This is a genomic window from Stappia stellulata DSM 5886 (assembly GCF_000423705.1).
GTDB lineage: Bacteria > Pseudomonadota > Alphaproteobacteria > Rhizobiales > Stappiaceae > Stappia > Stappia stellulata.
Window position 1 is genome coordinate 293454 of sequence record NZ_KE384082.1, and the last position, 21686, is coordinate 315139.

The following is a 21686-nucleotide window of genomic DNA, read 5'->3' on the forward strand; positions in this document are numbered from 1 at the left end:
CGGCCCCACATCCATACCGCATTGCAATATTATGAATTCGCACATGCAGCAATCGCAGCACAGCCATGCACTTAATGCTCTTTTCGGATGCGGCCGGGGTCACCATACTCAGTGTCAAGAATTCAAGGGAGGAAGCTCTTTCTCAAGAGACCTCGAACCGGAGAGACACATCATGGCCATCGCCACCTTCACATCGACTTCGCATGCCGGCGCTTCGCGCGGCTCGTCCAAGGGCTTCATGCATCGCGCCTTCTCGTCGCTGGTGACCGCGCGCGAGCGTCAGGCCCGCCGCTACGTCAACGGCTACCTGCTGTCGCTCGACGATGCGACGCTCGCGGCCTACGGCTACGACCGCGCGGAACTGGAACGTCAGGGATCCGCTTCCTCGGTATTCTGACAATCGCACCGTCACATCGGCGGTCCGACGAAAAAACCCGGCCATTCGGCCGGGTTTTTTATTGCCTGCTTCGCCGGACCGACAGGCTCAGGGGTCCCGTCGCCCCCGCACCAGCGTCAGCGTCAACCAGCCGTCGCGGTCCTGCCTGCGCGAAAGGTGGAAGCCTTGCGTGCCATAGGCGAAAAGAATGCGCGGTCCGTCCTCCGTCCGCAGTCCGGAAAGGATGAGTGTTGCCTCATCCGCCATGCAGCGCGACACGGCCACCGCCATGCGCATCAGGGGACGCGCGAGAATATTCGCCACCACAAGATCGAACGGGCCCTGCTCGGCGAAGATGCGGGCCTCCGCTCCGGCTGCGGTCACCGCATGCACGAGCCGTCCAACGCCGTTGTGGACGGCGTTTTCGGCCGCCGTGCGCGTCGCCACGGGATCGATATCGGTTGCCAGCACCGGCTGGCGCGCCAACCGCGCCATTGCAATCGCCAGCACGCCGGTTCCCGTACCCAGATCCAGCATGCAGTCGTAGCGACGGCGGGACAACAGCCGGTCGATCTCGATCAGGCAGCCGGCCGTGGTGCCATGGTGCCCCGTGCCGAAGGCAAGAGCGGCCTCGATCTCAAGCGAAATCCCGTTGACCGGACGCTTGTCGCGGTCGTGCCGGCCATGCACGAAGAAGCGCCCGGCACGCACCGGCGACAGGCCCTCCAGGCTCTTCTCCACCCAGTTGATGTCGTCGAGCGGCTCGGCCTCGACGGGGGCGGCGAAAGCATCCGCGCCCAAACGGTCGCGAACCATTTCCCGCGCCTCGTCCGCGCTCATGTCGAACAGCAGGATCTCGGCCGTCCAGTGCCGCCCGTCGGGCGATGATTCAAACACGGTGACAGGATTGCCGTCGTCCTCGAAATCGCGGACCAGCAGCTCGTAGATGCGCTTGGCCTCGGATTCCAGGGCGGTGATGCGCACGCGTATGGTTGTCATGAAGGCTCCGGCCTGGGAAAAGATGCGCCTGCCCTATAGCCCCCGGGACAAAGGCGTAGCAATCGCAAACAGGGCTTACGCGTCGTTTTCGGGTGGCACCAGGCTGAAGACCGTGTCGCCGGACTTCAGCGTCGCCTGCGAAAGATCCGGCTCGGGCCGCAGCTTTCCGCCGGCGGACAGGAGAAACAGGCTGATCGCCTCCTGCGCGCGCGCCTCGAGGAAGCGGTCCTTGCCATAGGTTTCGCTCAAGGTCGTTGCCGACACCTTCCAGCCTTCCGCAAGACGCGCGTCGAGCGCCTCGATGCCGCCGCAGGCGCCCAGATAGGGGCGGCCGCCGAGCGTCACCATCAACTGGCGGTGCTGCGTGCCCTCCGCATCGTCGCGGCCGATCTGCAACACTTCCGCCCGGCCGATCTCCGGACCGAAGTTCGTGCAGATCAGCGCGTTGTAGTCGTCGTTGTCGCTGGCCGCGAGCAGATGGCTGTAGGGCGCCAGCGAAATGGTGTGCTCGGCCACCTCCGACAGGATCTCGCCGAAATGCGTCGGCACCCCGGCGTTGCGCGCATGCCGCAACCGGCGCCAGTTGCGATCCGAAACGAGGACCGGGATTTCCTTCTGGCCGAATTTTTCGGCAAGCGCGACCGTGAAGCGGTTGGCGCCGACGATCAAAAGCCCCGCTCCGGCCCCGGACGACAGGCCGAGCGCGCGCGCCAGCGGCGCGATGGAAAACCCGTGTGCGATCACGGTCACGACAACCACCGAAAAGGCGAGCGGCACGAGCCGCGCGCCATCCTCGATCCCCCGCCCGACCAGCAGCCCGGCGAAGAGGCCCGATACGGCGACCGCGACCACGCCACGCGGCGCGATCCAGCCGACGAGAAGCCGTTCCTTCGCACTGAGCCCCGTTCCAACCGTCGCCAGCCAGACCGAAACCGGTCGCACGACGAAGAGCAGCAACACGACAAACGCCAGCGTGCGCGGCTCGAAGGCGGACACAAGCGCCGCCGGCTCCAGCGAGGCGGTGAGAATGATGAAGACCCCCGACACCAGCAGGATCGTCATGGTCTCCTTGAAGCGCTTGACCTCTCCAAGCGACGCGATGCGCGAGTTGCCAAGCGCCAGGCCAAGCATGGTGACGGTCAGCAGGCCGCTTTCCTCCAGCACCGCGTTTGAGATCGCATAGGTGCCGAGGACCGTGGTGAGAATGACCGGGATCTTGAGGTATTCCGGGACATGACCGTTGACGAAGGCCCAGACCAGCCCGCGCCCCGCGAACCACCCGCCGGCAAGACCGAGCACCAGCGCCAGCGCGATGCGCATGAGCAGCATATCGACGTGATGCTGTCCGGAGACGACCAGAAATGCCTCGAACACGAAGACCGCGATCAAGGCACCGAGCGGATCCGCGAGGATCGCTTCCCAACGCAGGAGTGCCGCCGGCCGCTTGGCAAGCTTCGCCTGTCTCAGCAAGGGAATGATCACCGTCGGCCCCGTGACCACCAGAATGCCGGCGAAGATCAGTGCCGGCCACAGGCTCAGCTCCGCGACGTAATAGGCATTGGCCGATCCCAGCACGAAGGCCACGGGCGCGCCGATGAAGACGATCCGCCGCACCGCCTTGGAGGTGCCGGCGATCTCGTGGAAATTCAGCGTCAGCCCGCCCTCGAAGAGGATGATCGCGACCGCAACGGCCACCAGCGGCTGAACCAGTCCGGCGAACTGCACGTCCGGCTGCACGAACCCCGTCACCGGCCCCGCCAGCGCCCCGGCGGCCAGCAACAACACGATGGCGGGAAGCTGAAAGCGCCAGGCGAGCCATTGGGCGGCAACACCGGCGGTGGCGATCATGGCAACGGCGGTCACGACATTGGACATGCGCGCGAAAAACTCCCGATACTGTTTCGCGCGAAATGACGCGGGCCGATTGATTTGGCTGAAAGCTTGCCTGCATGCCGAGCCAAGTCAATGGCGGGGGACCAGCCGGGCCGGCGAGACCCGCAAAACCCGGGAGAACGCGCATGACCAAACGCCAGACCAGGACAAGCGACTTGGGACACCCGAAAGCCGGCCTGCCGCCTTGCGCTGCGCTCGCCCGCGTGCTGAGCGCGGTGGCGGTCGCGTTCGTCCTCGCTCTTGCGCCGGCGAAAGCCGACATGGATGCGCTCTTCGCAGCCCTCAAGGCGGCGGAAACAGAACCTGCGGCTCGCAGGATCGAGGGAGAAATCTGGGAGAACTGGGTCGATGCCGCGCCCACGCCGGAGGTCAACGCGATGACCCGCGAGGCCATGCGCAAACGCAGCCAATATGACTTCGAGGGCGCCCGGCTGATCCTGAACGACGTGGTGGCAAAGGCGCCCGACTATGCCGAGGGCTGGAACCAGCGCGCCTTCGTGCTGTTCCTTCAGCAAAAATTCGACGCCGCACTCGCGGACCTCGACAAGGCACTGGTGCTGGAGCCGCGCCATTTCGGCGCCATGAGCGGCAAGGCCCGCATTCTCATGGGCCAGGGTCGCATGCAACTGGGTCAGAAGGTCCTGCGGGAGGCCGTGGCGCTCTACCCGTTCATCCGGGAACGTCACATGCTGATCCCGCTGCCGGACCGGAAAGACGAGCCGCCCGCCGGTCAGCCGCTGTGACGGCCCGCGAAATCCTCAGTGCTGCTCGAGGAAACTGTCGAGCACCTTCTTGCGGCCCGCCTTGTCGAACTGGACGGTCAGCTTGTTGCCCTCGATGCCGACAACTTCGCCATAACCGAACTTGATGTGAAACACCCGCTCGCCCATGTCGAAGGTCGAGGGCACGTCGGCGACGGACTTGGCCACCAACTCGCCCTCGATCGTGCGTGGCCCGCCCTGCCCGCGCCGTTCGGATCCGCCCATGCGTCCGGCGAACCCGCCGCTTGACGATCCTCCGCCGGCTTGCGCCCGCTTCGCCCGCTGCCAGCCCGGCGTCGAATAGCTGGCCTGAAAGGGATCGCGCGTGTCGAAACGGCTGGCGCCATATCCGCCGCCGCCGTATCCGCCATAATTCGCAGACGGCTCGACAACCTCGACGTGATCGGAGGGAAGTTCATCGAGAAACCGCGACGGAACGGTCGATTGCCACAGTCCGTGAATGCGCCGGTTGGACGCGAACCAGATCTTCGCCCGCCGCCGCGCGCGCGTCAGCCCGACATAGGCGAGCCGGCGTTCTTCCTCCAGCCCCGCCCGGCCGCTTTCGTCGAGCGCACGCTGGTGCGGAAACAGCCCCTCCTCCCAGCCGGGCAGGAACACGGTGTCGAATTCCAGGCCCTTGGCGGAATGCAGCGTCATGATCGAAAGCGCCTCGGAATCGCCCTGGGCATCGCGGTCCATCACCAGCGAGATATGCTCCAGAAAACCCGGCAGCGATTCAAATTCCTCCATGGAGCGCACGAGCTCCTTGAGGTTGTCGAGCCGACCCGGCGCTTCCGCAGACCGGTCCGCGCGCCACATCTCGGTGTAACCGGACTCGTCCAGCACGATCTCGGCAAGGTCGGTGTGCGACATCGTGGGGACCTGGTCGCGCCACCGGTCGAAATCCGCAAGCAGCGTCTTCAGCGCCGTGCGCGCCTTCGGCCTGAGCTCCTCCGTCTGGCAGAGATCGGAAGCCGCCTGCATCAGCGGAATGCGGTTGGCGCGCGCATAGGCGTGCACAAGCTTCAGGCTCGCTTCGCCCAGACCGCGCTTCGGCGTGTTGACGATCCGCTCGAAGGCAAGATCGTCCGCCGGCTGCACGATGCAGCGGAAATAGGCCATGGCATCGCGGATTTCCATGCGCTCGTAGAAGCGCGGCCCGCCGACGACACGATAGTTCACGCCAAGCGTGACGAAACGGTCCTCGAACTCGCGCATCTGGAACGAGGCCCGCACCAGGATCGCCATGGATTCCAGGCTGTGCCCCCTGGCCTGAAGCGCTTCCACCTCGTCGCCGATGGCACGCGCCTCTTCCTCGGAATCCCACACGGCCGCCACCGTGACGCGCATGTCCTCTTCGGTGTCGTCGACCACATCGGTGAACAGCGTCTTGCCGAGCCGTCCCTCGTTGTGGGCGATCAGATGGGAGGCGGCCGCGAGAATGTGGCTGGTCGAGCGGTAGTTTCGCTCCAGCCGCACCACCTTGGCGCCCGGGAAGTCGTGCTCGAAGCGCAGGATGTTGTCGACCTCCGCCCCGCGCCAGCCGTAGATCGACTGGTCGTCGTCGCCGACGCAGCAGATGTTGGTGTTGCCCTGCGCCAGAAGCCGCAGGAACAGATACTGGGCGATATTGGTGTCCTGATACTCGTCGACGAGCATGTAGACGAAACGGCGCTGATACTCGGCCAGAATGTCGGGATGCGCACGAAACAGCGTGATCACATGCAAAAGCAGATCGCCGAAATCGGCGGCGTTGAGGATCGACAGGCGCTCCTGATACTGCGCATAGAGATCACGCCCCCGTCCGTTGGCAAAGGCCCGCGCCTCGCCTTCCGGGATCTGCTCCGGCGTCAGGCCGCGGTTCTTCCAGCCGTCGAGCATTCCGGCGAAGGCGCGCGCCGTCCAGCGCTTGTCGTCCAGCCCCTCGGCCTGGATGATCTGCTTGATCAGCCGGATCTGGTCGTCGGTATCGAGAATGGAAAAGCCGGACTTCAGGCCGACGAGTTCGGCGTGACGGCGCAGGATCTTGACGCAGATGGAATGAAAGGTGCCGAGCCAGGGCATCCCTTCCGCGCCGTCGCCGATCAGCCGGGCGATGCGCTCCTTCATTTCCCGCGCGGCCTTGTTGGTGAAGGTCACCGCCAGGATCTGGCTGGGGAAGGCGCGCCGCGTCGCAAGGATATGTCCGATGCGCGTCGTCAGCACCTTGGTCTTGCCGGTTCCCGCCCCCGCAAGCACCAAAACGGGACCGTCGACGGTTTCCACCGCCTCGGCCTGCTCCGGATTGAGGCCTTCCAGATAGGGCGCGGCCGTTGCCGGACGCGCCATTGCGGCGCGGGCGCGCGCGGCGATGCTGCCGCCGGGCGCCGGCGGAGCACCGGCGTGACGGCTTGCATCGGCCGGAGCCGGAACTCGGGAGCTGTCGTCACCGGGGAAATCGGGCATGCAGGATCTTGTCTCGACGGGTTGGATGTGCGCTCGCGCGAATCTGTTCGCTATTTGGACCAATATAGCAACTTCCCCCTCACTTGGGAGGGGCGGCGCGCAAAGACACCCGCAGACGGGACGTTCAGCTGCCGCCGGCCATCTCGATCCAGTCGTCCTCGCTGATCACCTCGACGCCCAGATCCGTCGCCTTTTTCAGCTTCGAGCCGGCACCGGGGCCGGCAATCACGAGATCCGTCTTCTTCGACACCGAGCCCGACACTTTCGCTCCAAGCGCTTCCGCCCGCGCCTTGGCCTCGTCGCGGCTCATCTTTTCCAGCGACCCGGTGAAGACCAGCGTCTTGCCGGCGACAGGACTGTCTCCGCTGTCCGCCCTCGCCATGTCCTGCGGGTGAACCTTTTCCAGCAATGCCGACACGGCATCGCGATTGTGCCCCTCCGCGAAGAACTCGACCACGGCGCGCGCCACCGTCTCTCCGACACCGTCGATGTCGAGCAACTCCGTCCAGGCATCGGAGCCGGTCTCGCCGGCCTGCTCCATCGCCGTGGCGAAAGCCGCCCACGAGCCGTAGTGCCGGGCCAGCAGCTTGGCGTTGCCCTCGCCGACATGACGGATGCCGAGCGCATAGATGAAGCGGTTGAGCGGCACCTCGCGCCGCGCCTCGATGGCGGCGAAAAGGTTGGCGGCGCTGGTCTCGCCCCAGCCGTCGCGGTTCCTGAGCTTCTTGAACTGCGAGGCGGCATCGCGTTCGGCGAGCGTGAAGATATCGGCCGGCTGACGGATGCCGCCTTCGTCCGTGGGCAGATCGAAGAAGAACTCCACCTGCTTGTCGCCGAGACCGTCGATGTCGAAGGCGAGCCGCGAGACGAAATGTTTCAGTTTTTCCTTTGCCTGCGCCGGGCAGATCAGTCCGCCGGTGCAGCGGCGCACCGCGTCGATGCGCCCGCTTGCGGCGTTGACATCGCGCACCGCGTGGCTGTCGCAGGCCGGACAGACGGTGGGAAAGACATAGGCTTCAGCGCTCTCCGGTCGCTTGTCCAGATCGACGTCGATGATCTGCGGAATGACATCGCCGGCGCGCTGGATCTGCACCGTGTCGCCCTTGCGGATATCCTTGCCGCCGCGCAAGGGACCGCCGTCCTGTCCGATCCCCTTGATGTAATCCTCGTTGTGAAGCGTCGCGTTAGACACGACGACGCCCCCGACCGTCACCGGTTCCAGCTTGGCGACCGGCGTCAACGCGCCGGTGCGTCCGACCTGGATCTCGATGTCGTTCAGGACCGTGAAGGCCTTTTCGGCCGGAAACTTGTGCGCGATTGCCCAGCGGGGCGCCCGGGAGACAAACCCGAGGCGCGCCTGCAGGTCGAGCCGGTCGACCTTGTAGACCATGCCGTCGATGTCATAGCCAAGCAGCGCGCGCTCTTCCTCGATTGCATGATAGACCGCGAGCACATCCTCGACGCTGTCGCAGCGGCGCATGCGGCTGTTGATGGAAAAGCCCCAGTCTCCCAGCCTCTGCACCATGTCGAACTGGGTATCGCAGGGTACCGCGCTCATCTCGCCCCAGGCATAGGCGAAGAAGCGCAAGGGGCGCGAACGGGTCACCTCGGAATTGAGTTGTCGCAAGCTGCCGGCCGCCGCATTGCGCGGATTGGCGAAAATGCGGGTGCCCTGCGCTTCCATGCGCGCGTTGAGCGCGCGGAAGTCGTCGTGGTGCATGTAGACTTCGCCGCGCACCTCCACGACCTCCGGCACGCCGTCGGGCAGTTTCGTCGGGATATCGTCGATGGTGCGGGCGTTGGCGGTGACATTCTCGCCCACGGTTCCGTCGCCGCGCGTTGCAGCGCTCACCAGCCGGCCCGCCTCGTAGCGCAGCGACAAGGACAGGCCGTCGATCTTCGGCTCCGCCGTCAGCACGATCGCGCCCGCGAGCGGGTCGATCTTCAGGAACCGCCGCAGCCGGCCGACGAAATCGCGCACGTCCTCGTCGGAAAACGCATTGTCGAGCGAGAGCATCGGCAGCGCATGGGTGACCTTGCCGAACCCTTCCGCCGGCGCCGTTCCCACCCGCAAGGACGGGCTGTCGCTGCGTTGAAGCGTTGGAAACCGCGCCTCGATGGCATCGTTGCGCCGTTTCAGCGCATCGTAGTCCGCATCCGAGATCTCCGGCGCATCCTCGCCGTGATAACGCCGGTCGTGTTCGGCGATCTCGGCGGCGAGCCGCTCCAGTTCGCTTGCCGCTTCCTCAAGCGTCAGGTCATCGACGGCGCGGGCGGCAAGGTCGGTATCGGAATTCGATTTGGCGGACATGGACGCGGCTTGGGCTCTTTGACTGACGGATCGGCGGGAGGCTTCTCCCGCCTGCTCGCAAGATAGGGCGAAACTCAGCAGCAGACGAGCCGTGGCACAATTTGCGTTGGGGATGATTTTCCCGGGAGCGAGGCAACCGGGCCCCCGTGCGCCCGAAGCTGGACGGACGAACGCCCGCGTCAGCCCTCGGCCGGCGCGTCGGCCAGCAGGCGGTCCGCTGCGGCGCGGGCTTCGTCGGTGATCGTCGCGCCGGCGAGCATGCGGGCGATTTCCTCGCGGCGATGCGCAACGTCGATCCGCCGCACCCTTGTCGCCACCCGCTCCTCGTCCGTATCTTCCTTGAGGATCAGGAAATGACCGCCCGCGCGCGCGGCGACCTGCGGCGCATGGGTCACGGTCAGCACCTGGACCTTGCCGGCAAGCCGCGCCAGCCGGTTGCCGATGGCCTCGGCCACGGCCCCGCCGACGCCCGTATCGATCTCGTCGAACACCAGTGTCGGCGCGGACCCCTTGTCCGCCAGAGACACCTTCAGCGCCAGAAGGAAGCGCGAAAGCTCCCCGCCCGAGGCCACCTTCATCATCGGACCGGGCTTGGTGCCCGGATTGGTCTGGACCCAGAACTCGATCTGGTCGATGCCGTCGCGGGTGCGTTGTTCCGGGTCGCTCTCCATGTTGACGAGGAACCGGGCACGGTCGAGCTTGAGATCCGGCAATTCGGCGCCGACCGCCGCTTCAAGTCCGGCCGCCGCGCTTCGCCGCTTGGCCGACAGCGCCGCAGCGCATGCGTCATAGGCGGCAACGGTTGCCCGCGCGGTCTCGGCAAGGCCCGCCAAGGCCTCCTCGCCCGCGTCGAGCGCTGCCAGATCCGCATCGAACTTCGCCCGCACGCGCGGCAATTCCTCCACCGGCACCTGATACTTGCGCGACGCGGCACGCAGCGCGAAGAGCCGCTCTTCCGTCATCTCCAGCGACTTGGGGTCGAACTCCGTTTCGCGCAGCGAGGCCTCGAGCCCGGCGCGGGCGTCCTCCAGCCGGTCGAGCGCTTCCGCCAGATTGGCGGCCGGCGCGGTCAGAAGCTCCGGCGCCTGCTCCACCTTGCGTTCCAGCCGCCGCCAAAGCGAGGCAATCTCGCCGATCGGAGACCCATTGCCGTTGAGCAGGTCGAAGGCCTCGCCGAGGTCGCCGGCGATCTTTTCCACCTGCATCATCGACTGGCGTTTGGCGGCAAGCTCTTCCTCCTCGCCCTCCTGGGGATTGAGGGTTGCGAGTTCTTCGGCCGCGGCGCGCAGGTAATCGGCCTCGCGGCGCGCCGCCTCGATGCGCTCTTCCTGGTCCTTCAGCGCCTTTTGCGCCTTGCGCATGGCGGAGAAGGCCTCGCTGACGTCGGCGACGTCGGCCGCGCATTCGGCGAAGGAATCGAGCAGCCGGCGATGTTCCGCCGGATCGATATAGGCGCGGGACTCGTTCTGGCCGTGAATTTCGACGAGCTGGCTACCGACCTGCCGGAGCAGCGAAACGCTCACCGGCGCATCGTTGATGAACGCACGGCTGCGTCCGTCCTCCGCCTGCACCCGGCGCAGGATGACATCGCCATCGGCTTCGAGATCATGAGCCTGCAGGATCCGGCGCACGGGATGAGCCATCGGCACGTCGAAGGCGGCTGTGACCTGTCCCTGCGCCTGCCCGTGGCGCACGAGACCGGCATCGCCGCGCCCGCCGAGCGCCAGGCTCAGGGAATCGAGCAGGATGGATTTGCCCGCGCCCGTCTCGCCGGTCAAGACCGACATGCCCGGCCCGAACACGAGGTCGAGCCGGTCGATCAGGACGATATCTCGGATGGCAAGCGCAGCGAGCATGCGTGCAAGGACCGGATCGATTGAGGCGCACCGCGCAAGACGCGCGACGGCCCGGGGACAGAACGCGGGCGCGGGAAACCCCGCCCCTTAAAGCGAAATACCGCTGAACGCCCGGCTGATCCAGCTGCCGGAATCCGCGTCGGGCGAATAGCCGCCGGTCTTCAGCAGACTGTAGGCGTCCTTGTACCACTGGCTGTCCGGGAAATTGTGCCCGAGAACGGCCGCCGCCGTCTGCGCCTCGTTGATGACGCCGAGCGCGTAGTAGCTTTCCGTCAGCCGGAACAGGGCTTCCTCGATGTGGCGGGTCGTCTGGTAATTGGTGACCACCACCTTGAAGCGATTGATCGCGGCGATCTGGTGGCCGCGCTTCAGGTAGTAGCGCCCGACCTCCATCTCCTTGCCGGCCAGCTGGTCCTGCGCGATCCGGATCTTGGTACGCGCATCTTCCGCATATTCGGAATCGGGATAGCGCTGCACAAGCTCGCCATAGGCGGCCATCGCGCGCTGGGTCATCTCCTGGTCGCGGGTCACGTCCGGGATCTGCTTGTGATAGGACTGGCCGATGATGTAGAGCGCGTAGGCGCTGTCCTCGTTGCCGGGATAAAGCGTGGTGAAGCGTTTGGCAGCGGTGATCGCCTCGGTGAACTTGCCGCTTGAATAATTGAGATAGGCGAGATTGATCAGCGCCTTGCGCGAATATTCGGAATAGGGGTGGAGCTTGTCCACCTCTTCGAACTTGACCCGCGCGTCGCTCAGCCGCCCTTCGTTTCGCAGCGCCAGCCCCTCATTGTAGAGCACCTCCGCCGGCGTGTCGTTGGTGGCGAAATCGTCGTCGGAGCTTGTGGACGAACAGGCTGCGAGCGACAGGCTCGCGACAGCGAGCACGGCGGCGACGGACCGGCGCATGCGGCGCGTCCGCGCGTTCGTCGCGGTGGATTTGGGCAAAGCCGCCTTCACGTTTTCACTCTCCTTGACACGTCACATCTCGCGGACCGTGACATGTCGCATCGTGCGATGCGACTGTACGGCCGGTTCGCGGAGCCTGGCGCGGCCACCCGAAGCCCCTGTCGTTGCACGGCCCTGTCAGACACGGCATCACGGGCGCGAGACCGTGTTGTACCGGATAACACCCGGCCGCGTCACGTCATGTGCGGGCAATTTGTCGCTTTTTTGTGGCCGAAGCTCAAGGGGTTCGTGGCGCGGGTCCGCTGGAGCGCATCGCGCTGGCTAGGACGCGGACTGGCCCGCTGCCATCAGCGGGCGATGCTCGCCGCCGCTGACCATGACCGGCGCACGGTCGAACTGCCCCTCGACGATCTCGAACGCATCCGCGCCCGCCTTGTCGAACAATTCGACGAGGATCGCGTGGTTCATACGGTGACCGCCCTTGTAGGAATGATAGGCGCCGATGAAGGGAAGCCCCGCAAGCGCGAGATCGCCGACGGCATCCAGCATCTTGTGGCGGACGAATTCGTCGTGCCAGCGCGTGCCTTCCGGATTGAGAACACGGCCCTCCGAGATCGCGACGGAATTTTCCAGCGAGGACCCGAGCGCAAAGCCCATGGACCACAGTTTCTCGACATCCTGCACCGACCCGAAGGTGCGTGCGCGGGAAAGCTCGCTACGGAAGGCGTCCGGCGTAAGATCGACCACGAGACGCTGGCGACCGATCACCTCGGCGTCGAAATCGATGGTGACATCGAAGCGGCAACCGTCGAAGGGGCGCAATTCGCACCAGGCGTTGCCCTGATCGACACGCACCGTCTTCTTGATGCGCACGTAGCGGCGGGCGGCGGACAGGGTGCGCAGGCCCACGCGCTCGATCGCCGCGACGAAGGCGGCCGAGCTGCCGTCCATGATCGGCATTTCCGGACCGTCGAGCTCGACGACCGCATTGTCGACGCCAAGCCCCCTGAGGGCCGCCATCAGATGTTCGACGGTGGAAACGCCGCCTGCCTTCGGATCGCCGACAACGGTGCAAAGGGAGGTGGCGGTGACGGCGCGCCAATGCGCCGGAATCTCGATGTCGCGGCCGGTTTCGGGATGCTGGACGGCGAAGACGATGCCCGTGCCGGCATCGGCCGGATGAAGGGCAACTTCGGCCGGGCCGCCGGAATGCACACCGATACCCTTGAGGGATACGGAGCCAGCGAGCGTGGTTTGCCGGTCGGAGCCTCTTTTCATCAGTCGATCGTCCTGTTTGCGAACCGCGGAAGCGACGATCCGGGAGGGTCTTGCCAGGGCGGCACGAATCATGCGCCGCCGGCGCGACCTCCTCGATCGCAGGTGCAACATACAAGCAGGAGGGGACGGGTCTAAATAAAGCTTTGTTACGGTATGTAACGAAGTCTTAAATTTTAGACGCCTGATTCAAAAGGGATAATTTCAAAAAGGGTGCGGACGATCCGGTGAGGGGCCGGATCGTCCGCAATACGAGGAAGGGTCGCGGGGATCCCGCGATCAGTTCGCCTGGCGGCGAAGGAACGCAGGGATCTCCAACTGGTCGTCCTCGGACATGGTGCGCGGCTGCGGCGCGCTGCGGCCGGTCAGGTCGAGCTGGCCGGCAGCGCCCTGCTGGGCCGGACGCGGCTGGGCCGGGCGCGGTGCGGCAGGACGGGCTGCCGCCTGCTGCGGCTGCTGGACCGGACGCGGAGCCTCGGGCGCCGGTGCGGGCGCCGGATGCACCGCGCGCGGTGCCGGAGCCTGTTCCGGAGCGTGACCATAGTCCGTGTCTTCCTCGTCTTCCTTGCGGGTCAGACCGCTGGCGAGACGACGCAACAGGCCCATCGGACGGCGTTCATCACCGTGCTCCTCATGATCCGCGGCCCCATGGGCGCGCATTTCACGCTGGGCGACCGGCGGGAAGTCCTCGATGGAGGGCATGCGCGTCGGCTGCGCCGTCGTTTCCGCCACCGGCGGAATATACGGCTGGACGGCCGGCTGCTCGGCAATGCTTTCGGCCTGCGGATCCGTGTCGAAATCATCGACCGGCGCGGCCTTTTCCATCATGTCGGGAGCCGGGGAAAACGGCGCGATCTCGACATCCGGGTCGGTCGAGGCCTTGACCGGCTCGGGGATCTCCAGCTCCTGCTCGAGACGCTGCACGGCGGCAGCGCGTACAGGTGCGCCGGTGCGCGGCTGCTGCGGCGCGGGCTTGGACGCCTGCGGTGCCTGCGACGCCTCGGCCTTGGGCTGGTCGGCCGGATCGGCGATGGTCTTGAGCCGTTCGGTCAGTTCCGCCATGCGCGCTTCGGCCGGAGACACGTCCTCGCGAAGGTCCTTGTCGATGCCGGTCGCAACGACGGAGACCCGGATGATGCCGTCGAGGCTCTCATCGAAGGTTGCGCCCAGTATAATGTTGGCGTCGGAATCGACCTCCTCGCGAATGCGGGTGGCAGCCTCGTCCAGCTCGAACAGCGTCAGGTCGTTGCCGCCGGTGATCGAGATCAGCAGGCCGCGCGCGCCCTTCATCGAGGTTTCATCGAGCAGCGGATTGGCGATCGCAGCTTCCGCGGCCTGCATGGCGCGCTTGTCGCCGGAGGCCTCGCCCGTGCCCATCATCGCCTTGCCCATGCCGCGCATGATCGAGCGCACATCGGCGAAGTCGAGGTTGATGAGGCCTTCCTTGACCATCAGGTCGGTGATGCAGGCAACACCGGAGTAGAGCACCTGGTCGGCCATCGCGAAGGCGTCGGCGAAGGTGGTCTGCGCATTGGCAATGCGGAACAGGTTCTGGTTCGGAATGACGATCAGCGTATCGACCGCCTTCTGCAGCTCGATGATGCCGGCTTCGGCAATGCGCATGCGGCGCACGCCCTCGAACTGGAACGGCTTGGTCACGACGCCGACAGTGAGTATTCCCATCTCGCGCGCCGCGCGTGCGATGACGGGAGCCGCGCCCGTGCCGGTGCCGCCGCCCATGCCGGCGGTGATGAACACCATGTGCGAGCCCGACAGATGGTCGTTGATCTCGTCGATCACTTCTTCGGCGGCGGCAGCGCCGACGTCCGGCTGCGACCCGGCGCCGAGCCCTTCCGTCACGGCGACGCCCATCTGGACGACGCGGTCGGAATGGTTGCTGGCAAGAGCCTGTGCGTCGGTGTTTGCGACGACGAAGTCGCAGCCCTGCAGGCCGGCCTGGATCATGTTGTTGACGGCATTGCCGCCGGCTCCGCCGACGCCGAACACCGTAATTCTGGGCTTCAGTTCCTGAAGGTCAGGCATTTGCAAATTGATGGTCATGGCTTCCTCGCGACCCCTGGATGCCCTTTCTGGACATCCGCCTCATTCCTCGTTTCCCTCAAATCGCACCGGCGAGCCGGTGCATCCCGAGGCGGTTGCCCGCCTCAGAAACTCTCGCGTATCCAGTTGCCGACCCGCGCCAGCGCGCCGGAACCGAGGTTCCAGCGTCCCCTCAGGTTGCGCGGCTCGAACTGTTCGACCTGCGCCACCTGGGGATAGATCAGCAACCCGACGGCCGCCGCGAACGCCGGCCCCTTTGCGGCTTCCGGCAGCCCGGCGATCCCGAGCGGCCGGCCGAGCCGTACCTGACGGCCCAGCACCCGGCGGGCCACATCGCTGAGGCCCGTGAGCTGGCTGGCGCCGCCCGTCAGCACGATGCGCTTGCCCACGCGTCCGGCGAAGCCGGAGGCCGTGAGACGGTCGCGCACCAGTTCCAGAATTTCTTCCACGCGCGGCACGATTACCCGTGTCAGCGTGGACCGCGGCACCTGGATCGGCAGGTCGCTGTCGGCATCCACCGGCGGCACCGAGATGAAATCCCGGTCGTCGGAATGGCTTGGCAGCGCCGATCCCTGCAGCGTCTTGATCCGCTCCGCGTCGGCCAGACGCGTCGACAGCGCCCGGGCGATATCCATCGTGACGTGATGGCCACCGACCGCGATCGCGTCGAGATGCACCATTTGCCCCTCGACAAAAACCGAGAGCGTCGTGGTGCCGCCGCCCATGTCGACGCAGGCAACCCCCAGTTCCGTCTCGTCTTCCACCAGCGTGGACAGGCCGCTCGCATAGGGCGTCGCCACCATCGTCTCCACGGCCAGGTGACCGCGGTTGATGCAAAGCTCAAGATTGCGCACCGGTGCGATCTCGGCGGTTGCGACCTGCATGTCGACGCCAAGGCGGCGCCCCATCATGCCGCGCGGATCGCGCATGCCGCGATTGCCGTCGAGCGTGTAGGAGATCGGCAGCGCATGCATCACCGCGCGGTCGTCTGCGACCGTGTGCGCACTTCCCGCCGAGAGCACGCGCTGGATGTCCGCCTCGCAAACGGACTCGCCGGCAAGTCCGACGCTCGCCGTGATGATTTCCGATCCGAGCCGCCCGCAGGTCACATTGGTGATCAACGATTCCACCGTCAACCCGGCCATGCGCTCGGCCGCATCGACGGACAGACGAATGGCCTGTTCGGCCGCGTCCATATCGACGACGACGCCGCTCTTCAGCCCGCGCGAGCGCTGATAGCCGTACCCCAGAACCTCGATGGAATGGGTACGGCCGGGCAGCACGCCGTCGTCGCCGCGCGGCGTCAGCTTGGCGATGAGACAGCACACCTTGGTCGAGCCGATGTCGAGCACGGAAACGACCACCGCCCGCCGGGACGGGAGCGGGCGCATGCGCGGAAGATAGATGGGAGCGTTGCGCTGCGTCATGTGTCGGCCCCCGAGCGGCGCCTGTTGGCCGCATCCGGCGTGCCGGCCTTGCGCCGCACCGCCGCCTCGTCGGTGAGCCGCACCACAACCCGGTCCTGCAGGCGAAGGTCGATCATGGCGATGTCGCGGGCCAGCAGGCCGTTTTCCGCGTCCATCGTCACGACGTCGGCCAGTGCCCGGGCCACCCCTTCCTCGGGAAGCCGCAAGGTGATGCCGTTTTCCAAAAGCAGATCCCAGCGCCGGTCGGACACCAGGCGCGCCGCACGCACCCGCACCCTGAGCTCCGGCACGGCATCGAGCGCGTCGAGCACCTCACGGCCCCGGTATTGCGCGCCATGGCCGATCAGCATCAAGAGGTTGGCGTAACGCCCGTCGACGTCGTCGCTGATCACCCGCCCCTTGGAATCGATCACCGACAGCAGATCGCCGCGCTGCCACAGCGCATAGGCCTCGCGCTCGTCGATGCGCACCTGAAGCGTGCCGGGATAGAGCTTCTGGACCGAGACCGCGTCGACCCAGGGAATATGCGACAGCCGCTCGCGCGCCGCCGAGGCGTCGAACAGGGCAAGCGAGGTTCCCTGCTGGATTTCCAGCGCCTCGAGAATTTCGAATTCCGTGGTTTCCTTCTGCCCCGACAATTTGACGGCGGCGATCTGAAAACCGGCTGCGGAGGTGAGTGATTCGCTCACCATTCGTCCGTAACCGCCGAGCGCAACTCCGTAAGCAATCGTTAAACCGAGGAAGGCGACGGCGCCGGCGGTGCCCGTCCAGCGCGGCAAATCCTGCAGCACGCCGGCGGCGCGCCACAACGGGCGACGGTGCAAACGCGCGACGCCGCGACCGCGCGGCGCAAGCGCCACCTCGATCGGCAGGTCACCGTTCCGTGCCCATTTTGCCTTTAACGTCCGCAACTTGCGTTCTCCACCATCCAGCTTGTCAGCTCTTCAAAGGAGTGTCCTGCGTGGGCCGCGATCTCCGGCACAAGCGAGGTTTCAGTCATCCCGGGCTGTGTGTTCACTTCCAGACAGATCAGTTCGCCACCGCCTGTCGGCTGCTCGTCGAAGCGAAAATCCGCCCGTGTAACGCCCTTGCAACCGAGCGCCTGATGCGCCCTGAGACTGAGTTTCTGTACTTCTTGGTAAACAAATGGTGAAATTTCCGCCGGCAGGACGTGTTGTGATCCGCCTGGGGCGTATTTGGCCTCATAATCATAGAAGCCGTGACCCTTCGGCATCACTTCGGTAACGCCAAGCGCGACATTGCCCATGACGGCACAGGTGAGCTCGCGACCGGGGATGTAACGCTCCACCATCACGGTGTCGCCATAGGGCCAGTCGTCGCGGAAAAGCTCCTGCGGCGGATGCTCCGCGCCTTCCCTGACGATCAGCACGCCGAAGGATGACCCTTCCGCAACAGGCTTTGCGACATAGGGCGGCGGCAGCGCATGCGCCTTGCCCGCTTCAAGTCTGTGGAGAACCTTGTGGGCGGCAACAGGGATGCCGGCGGACTTCATCACCGCCTTGGCCTTTTCCTTGTCCATGGCAAGCGCAGACGACGCCACACCCGAATGCGTATAGGGAATGCCGAGGATCTCCAGGAGCCCCTGGATGCAGCCGTCCTCGCCGAAGGGGCCGTGCAGGGCGTTGAAGGCGACATCCGGCTTTACCCGTGTCAGCACCTCGGCGATGTCGCGGCCGACGTCGACCCGCGTCACACGGTAGCCGGCCCGCTCAAGCGCCCCCGCGCAGCCCTCGCCCGAATTGAGGCTGACCGGCCGTTCCGACGACCAGCCGCCCATCAGGACGGCGACGTGTTTTGTGTCAGCCATGGGCTGCGGCCTCTCCCTGTTCACGGCCGAGAAACGGCGCGATCGCCGGCGCTTTCCCGCCAAAGCGCCCGAGGCGCTTGATCTCCCACTCAAGCGCAACATTGCTCGTCTCAAGCACCTTGGCCCGAACGGTCTCGCCCAGCATCTCCAGGTCGTGCGCCGTGGCCTCGCCCGTGTTGATCATGAAATTGCAGTGCATGTCCGACATGCGCGCGCCGCCGATCTGCAGGCCACGGCACCCGGCCGCATCGACCAGCTTCCACGCCGAATGGCCGTGGGGGTTCTTGAAGGTCGAGCCACCCGTTTTCTCGCGGATCGGCTGGGCCGCCTCGCGATGCGCGCCGACCTCCGCCATCTCGCGGCGTATGTCTGCCTCATCGCGCGACACGCCGCGAAACCGGCCTTGCGTGAAGATCATCTCGGCCGGCTGTCCGCTGTGGCGGTATCGGTAGGACATCTCGGCATTGGTGAGCGTCACGATCTCGCCGGCCCGCGTCACGGCCGTGAGGTCCTGCATGATCTCGCAGGTTTCGCTGCCATGCGCGCCGGCGTTCATGCGCAGCGCCCCGCCGATGCCGCCGGGAATGCCGGCGTAAAAGGCAAAGCCGCCCTGCCCCGCGCTTGCGGCCGCCTCGGCGAGCCGCCGGTCCGGAACCGCCGCGCCGGCCAGGATGCTGCCATCCTCCAGCATTTCGATATGGCCGAAGCCGCGCGCACCGAGACGGATGACGACGCCGTCGATGCCGCCGTCGCGCACCAGAAGGTTGGACCCCAGACCGATGGGAAGGACCGGAACGTCGCCCGGCAGATGCGCCAGGAACAGCGCGAGGTCGTCCGTGTCGGCCGGCTGGAACAAAAGCTCCGCCGGCCCGCCGACGCGAAACCACGTAACGCTCGACAGCGCCACGTCGGCCGTCAGCCTGCCGCGCAGGCCGATGCGATCGAGCCCGTGACGGGAAATGAGATCGGCCCCGCTCACGAGGCCCCACCGCTGGTCTTGCTCTCGAGCGCCCGGGCGATGGCGTCCGGCAGCACCTGCGCCCATTGCGAGATGCTTCCCGCGCCAAGACACACCACATAGTCGCCGGGCGAGGCGATGCCCGCGATGCAGCCGGCAAGATCGCCCTCACCCTCGATGGTGTGGACGTTGCGGTGGCCGCTGGCGCGGATGCCGTTGGCAAGCGCGCCGTGATCGATGCCCGCGCTCGGCTGTTCCCCGGCGGCATAGACGGGCGCGCAGATCACGTGATCGGCATCGTTGAAACAGCCGGAAAACTCGTCGAAGAGGCTTTCCAGCCGCGTGTAACGGTGCGGTTGCACGACAGCGATGACCTCGCCGGTGGCGACGGCCCGGGCGGCGGCCAGAACCGCGCGGATCTCCACCGGGTGATGGGCATAGTCGTCGAAGACATCGATGCCGCCGGCGTTGCCGGTGTGGGTGAACCGCCGCTTCACGCCGCCGAAGCTTGCGAGGCCCTGGCGGATGCGCGATGCATCGATGCCCAGTTTCCACGCCACGGCGACGGCGGCCACCGCGTTGGACACGTTGTGAAGGCCCGGCATCGGCAGCGTCAGGCTTTCGATAACCTCGCTGGTGCCGCTCAGCCGGTCGCGCAATTCCACCGAGAAGATGGAATTCACGCCGCGATTGGCCAGATCGAAGAAGCGCACGTCCGCCTGGCGGTTTTGCCCGTATGTGATCACCTGCCGGTCCTCGATGCGCCCGACCATCGCCTGGACTTCCGGATGGTCGAGGCACATCACCGCGAACCCGTAGAAGGGCACGTTCTCCACGAACTGGTGAAAGGCGGAGCGCACGCCCTCGAAGTCGCCGTAATGGTCGAGATGCTCGGGATCGATGTTGGTCACCACCGCGACATCTGCCGGCAGCTTGACGAAGGTGCCGTCGGACTCATCCGCCTCCACCACCATCCAGTCGCCCTTGCCCATGCGCGCATTGGTGCCATAGGCGTTGATGATGCCACCGTTGATCACGGTCGGATCGAGTCCGCCGGCATCGAGAAGCGCCGCGATGATCGAGGTGGTCGTGGTCTTGCCATGAGTGCCGCCGACGGCGATCGCCTGCTTGAAGCGCATCAGCTCCGCAAGCATTTCCGCGCGCCGCACCACCGGCAGGAACTTGTCACGCGCGGCCGTGAGCTCGGGGTTGTCGCGGCGGATCGCCGACGACACCACGACGACGCGCGCCGTCCCGAGATTTTCGGCGGTATGGCCGACCTTCACCGCGATGCCCTTTTCGCGCAACCGCTTGACGTTGGCGCTTTCCGACAGATCGGACCCCTGAACGGTGTAGCCGAGCGTGTGCAGCACTTCGGCGATGCCGCTCATGCCGATGCCTCCGATCCCGATGAAATGAACCGGGCCGATGTCCTGGGGCATCTTCATGATGCGTCTCCTGATGATGTGTGTCGCGTATCGGTCGTGCGCAGCGGCCCGCCGGAGGCGATGTGTTCGGCAAGATCGGCGAGCCGGCGCACCGCGTCGGGGCGGCCGGCGCGTTTCGCGCTGTCCGCAGCCTCCGCAAGACGCCCGGGGTCCGCCATCAGCTCCGTGACAAGAGCGGCCAGGCGCGCCGGATCGAGTTCGGATTGCGCGACCGGCCAGGCGCCGCCCGCGCGGGCGAGAATATCGGCATTGCGTCCCTGGTCGTTGTCGAGCGCATGCGGCAAAGGCACCAGAACCGACGGGCGCCCGATCACCGAAAGCTCGCTGACGCTGGAGGCGCCCGACCGGCAGACCACCAGATGCGATGCCGCGATTCTCTCTGCCATATCGGGGAAAAACGGCGCGAGTTCGGCAACGATTCCAATTCGTTCGAATGCGCTTCGCACCCGGTCGATGTCCTCCGGACGGCACTGCTGCACCAGCCGGATCCGCGCCCGCGTTTCAGCCGGCAGACACTCCAGCGCCGGCGGAAGGCAATCGGAAAAGAACCGCGCGCCCTGCGACCCGCCGAAGACCAGAAGCTGGAACGCGCCGCCGTCCTGCGGAAGGTCATAGGGTGTTCCGGATGCCGCGATCACCGCATCGCGCACCGGGTTGCCGGTCTGCACGGTCTTTTGCGGATAGGCGCCGGCCGCCTCGCCGACGAGCGGAAAACTCGTCGCAATGGCACTGACCCGTCCGGCCAGCATGCGGTTGGCTCGCCCCATCACGGCGTTCGCCTCATGCAGCACGCTCGGCACGCCGGCCAGAAACGCCGCGAACATCGGTGGAAATGTCGGATAGCCGCCAAAGCCGACCACGGCATCGGGCTTGAGCAGCTTTATCACGCCGCGTGCCTGCCACGTGCCGCGCGCCAGCCTGTAGGCGGTGCGCGCCAGCGCGACCGGATTGCGCCCGGCAAGCGTCGCCGACGAAATCACATGAACATTGCGCGCCGGGAAATCCGCGCCATAGGCGCCGACCCGCTGGTCGGTCGCCAGCTCCACGACATGCCCGCGCCGGATCAGCTCGGCGGCAAGCGCCTGGGCCGGAAACAGATGGCCGCCGGTTCCGCCGGCGGTGAGGAGAAAGGTCTGTGCCAT

General features: G+C 66.2%; 16 protein-coding genes. 2 read left to right on the forward strand and 14 right to left on the reverse strand.

Annotation, left to right across the window (positions count from 1 at the left end; genetic code table 11):
• Positions 1–172 precede the first annotated feature (172 nt).
• A complete protein-coding gene (locus G572_RS23870) occupies positions 173–397 on the forward strand; it encodes a hypothetical protein (RefSeq protein WP_037546872.1) in 225 nt (74 codons plus the stop codon).
• 87 nt (positions 398–484) lie between these two features.
• Here G572_RS23870 and G572_RS0113705 read toward each other — a convergent pair whose 3' ends face one another.
• On the reverse strand, positions 485–1375 hold the full coding sequence (locus tag G572_RS0113705) for a 50S ribosomal protein L11 methyltransferase (RefSeq protein WP_029058965.1): 891 nt from the start codon (positions 1373–1375) through the stop codon (positions 485–487).
• 75 nt (positions 1376–1450) lie between these two features.
• Complete coding sequence (locus tag G572_RS0113710; protein WP_029058966.1) at positions 1451–3250, reverse strand: cation:proton antiporter; 1800 nt, start codon at positions 3248–3250, stop codon at positions 1451–1453.
• Between the two features lie 143 nt (positions 3251–3393).
• Here G572_RS0113710 and G572_RS23875 point away from each other — a divergent pair, with 143 nt between their 5' ends.
• Positions 3394–4011 (forward strand): tetratricopeptide repeat protein, encoded by a 618-nt coding sequence (locus G572_RS23875; RefSeq protein WP_169391319.1) that lies wholly within the window; start codon positions 3394–3396, stop codon positions 4009–4011.
• Between the two features lie 15 nt (positions 4012–4026).
• Here the strand turns inward: G572_RS23875 and G572_RS0113720 are convergent, their stop codons facing one another.
• The 12 genes from G572_RS0113720 to murG all read right to left on the reverse strand — a co-directional run bounded on the left by G572_RS0113720 (position 4027) and on the right by murG (position 21686).
• Positions 4027–6474 (reverse strand): ATP-dependent helicase, encoded by a 2448-nt coding sequence (locus tag G572_RS0113720; RefSeq protein WP_029058967.1) that lies wholly within the window; start codon positions 6472–6474, stop codon positions 4027–4029.
• 124 nt (positions 6475–6598) lie between these two features.
• A complete protein-coding gene (gene ligA, locus G572_RS0113725; protein WP_029058968.1) occupies positions 6599–8785 on the reverse strand; it encodes an NAD-dependent DNA ligase LigA in 2187 nt (728 codons plus the stop codon).
• A 179-nt stretch (positions 8786–8964) separates the two neighbouring features.
• Positions 8965–10641 carry a DNA repair protein RecN gene (gene recN / locus G572_RS0113730; RefSeq protein ID WP_029058969.1) on the reverse strand — a complete coding sequence of 559 codons (1677 nt, stop codon included), beginning with the start codon at positions 10639–10641 and terminating at the stop codon, positions 8965–8967.
• 87 nt (positions 10642–10728) lie between these two features.
• The gene (locus tag G572_RS0113735; RefSeq protein WP_029058970.1) at positions 10729–11547 is read right to left on the reverse strand and encodes an outer membrane protein assembly factor BamD; all 819 of its coding nucleotides are present in this window, start codon (positions 11545–11547) and stop codon (positions 10729–10731) included.
• Positions 11548–11868: 321 nt separating this feature from the next.
• Positions 11869–12825, reverse strand: coding sequence for a UDP-3-O-acyl-N-acetylglucosamine deacetylase (gene lpxC / locus G572_RS0113740; RefSeq protein ID WP_029058971.1), 957 nt, complete (start codon positions 12823–12825; stop codon positions 11869–11871).
• A gap of 276 nt (positions 12826–13101) precedes the next feature.
• Positions 13102–14883 (reverse strand): cell division protein FtsZ, encoded by a 1782-nt coding sequence (gene ftsZ / locus G572_RS0113745; protein WP_029058972.1) that lies wholly within the window; start codon positions 14881–14883, stop codon positions 13102–13104.
• Between the two features lie 104 nt (positions 14884–14987).
• Positions 14988–16310 carry a cell division protein FtsA gene (gene ftsA, locus G572_RS0113750; RefSeq protein WP_029058973.1) on the reverse strand — a complete coding sequence of 441 codons (1323 nt, stop codon included), beginning with the start codon at positions 16308–16310 and terminating at the stop codon, positions 14988–14990.
• The gene (locus G572_RS23880) at positions 16307–17221 is read right to left on the reverse strand and encodes a cell division protein FtsQ/DivIB (protein WP_029058974.1); all 915 of its coding nucleotides are present in this window, start codon (positions 17219–17221) and stop codon (positions 16307–16309) included. The genes ftsA and G572_RS23880 overlap by 4 nt, the downstream gene beginning before the upstream one ends.
• Positions 17209–18138 (reverse strand): D-alanine--D-alanine ligase, encoded by a 930-nt coding sequence (locus G572_RS0113760; protein WP_029058975.1) that lies wholly within the window; start codon positions 18136–18138, stop codon positions 17209–17211. The genes G572_RS23880 and G572_RS0113760 overlap by 13 nt, the downstream gene beginning before the upstream one ends.
• Complete coding sequence (gene murB, locus G572_RS0113765) at positions 18131–19117, reverse strand: UDP-N-acetylmuramate dehydrogenase (RefSeq protein ID WP_029058976.1); 987 nt, start codon at positions 19115–19117, stop codon at positions 18131–18133. The genes G572_RS0113760 and murB overlap by 8 nt, the downstream gene beginning before the upstream one ends.
• A complete protein-coding gene (murC, locus tag G572_RS0113770) occupies positions 19114–20544 on the reverse strand; it encodes a UDP-N-acetylmuramate--L-alanine ligase (protein ID WP_029058977.1) in 1431 nt (476 codons plus the stop codon). The genes murB and murC overlap by 4 nt, the downstream gene beginning before the upstream one ends.
• Complete coding sequence (murG, locus tag G572_RS23885; RefSeq protein ID WP_051242377.1) at positions 20541–21686, reverse strand: undecaprenyldiphospho-muramoylpentapeptide beta-N-acetylglucosaminyltransferase; 1146 nt, start codon at positions 21684–21686, stop codon at positions 20541–20543. The genes murC and murG overlap by 4 nt, the downstream gene beginning before the upstream one ends.

What these genes read in the sequence shown, in the direction of transcription:
- ftsZ (WP_029058972.1), bottom strand. Translation starts at nt 14,883, where the DNA reads ATGACCATCAATTTGCAAATGCCTGACCTTCAGGAACTGAAGCCCAGA.
- G572_RS0113710 (WP_029058966.1), bottom strand. Translation starts at nt 3,250, where the DNA reads ATGTCCAATGTCGTGACCGCCGTTGCCATGATCGCCACCGCCGGTGTT.
- G572_RS23875 (WP_169391319.1), top strand. Translation starts at nt 3,394, where the DNA reads ATGACCAAACGCCAGACCAGGACAAGCGACTTGGGACACCCGAAAGCC.
- ligA (WP_029058968.1), bottom strand. Translation starts at nt 8,785, where the DNA reads ATGTCCGCCAAATCGAATTCCGATACCGACCTTGCCGCCCGCGCCGTC.
- murC (WP_029058977.1), bottom strand. Translation starts at nt 20,544, where the DNA reads ATGAAGATGCCCCAGGACATCGGCCCGGTTCATTTCATCGGGATCGGA.
- G572_RS0113735 (WP_029058970.1), bottom strand. Translation starts at nt 11,547, where the DNA reads ATGCGCCGGTCCGTCGCCGCCGTGCTCGCTGTCGCGAGCCTGTCGCTC.
- G572_RS0113760 (WP_029058975.1), bottom strand. Translation starts at nt 18,138, where the DNA reads ATGGCTGACACAAAACACGTCGCCGTCCTGATGGGCGGCTGGTCGTCG.
- G572_RS0113705 (WP_029058965.1), bottom strand. Translation starts at nt 1,375, where the DNA reads ATGACAACCATACGCGTGCGCATCACCGCCCTGGAATCCGAGGCCAAG.
- G572_RS0113720 (WP_029058967.1), bottom strand. Translation starts at nt 6,474, where the DNA reads ATGCCCGATTTCCCCGGTGACGACAGCTCCCGAGTTCCGGCTCCGGCC.
- murG (WP_051242377.1), bottom strand. Translation starts at nt 21,686, where the DNA reads ATGGCACAGACCTTTCTCCTCACCGCCGGCGGAACCGGCGGCCATCTG.
- G572_RS23870 (WP_037546872.1), top strand. Translation starts at nt 173, where the DNA reads ATGGCCATCGCCACCTTCACATCGACTTCGCATGCCGGCGCTTCGCGC.
- recN (WP_029058969.1), bottom strand. Translation starts at nt 10,641, where the DNA reads ATGCTCGCTGCGCTTGCCATCCGAGATATCGTCCTGATCGACCGGCTC.
- lpxC (WP_029058971.1), bottom strand. Translation starts at nt 12,825, where the DNA reads ATGAAAAGAGGCTCCGACCGGCAAACCACGCTCGCTGGCTCCGTATCC.
- ftsA (WP_029058973.1), bottom strand. Translation starts at nt 16,310, where the DNA reads ATGACGCAGCGCAACGCTCCCATCTATCTTCCGCGCATGCGCCCGCTC.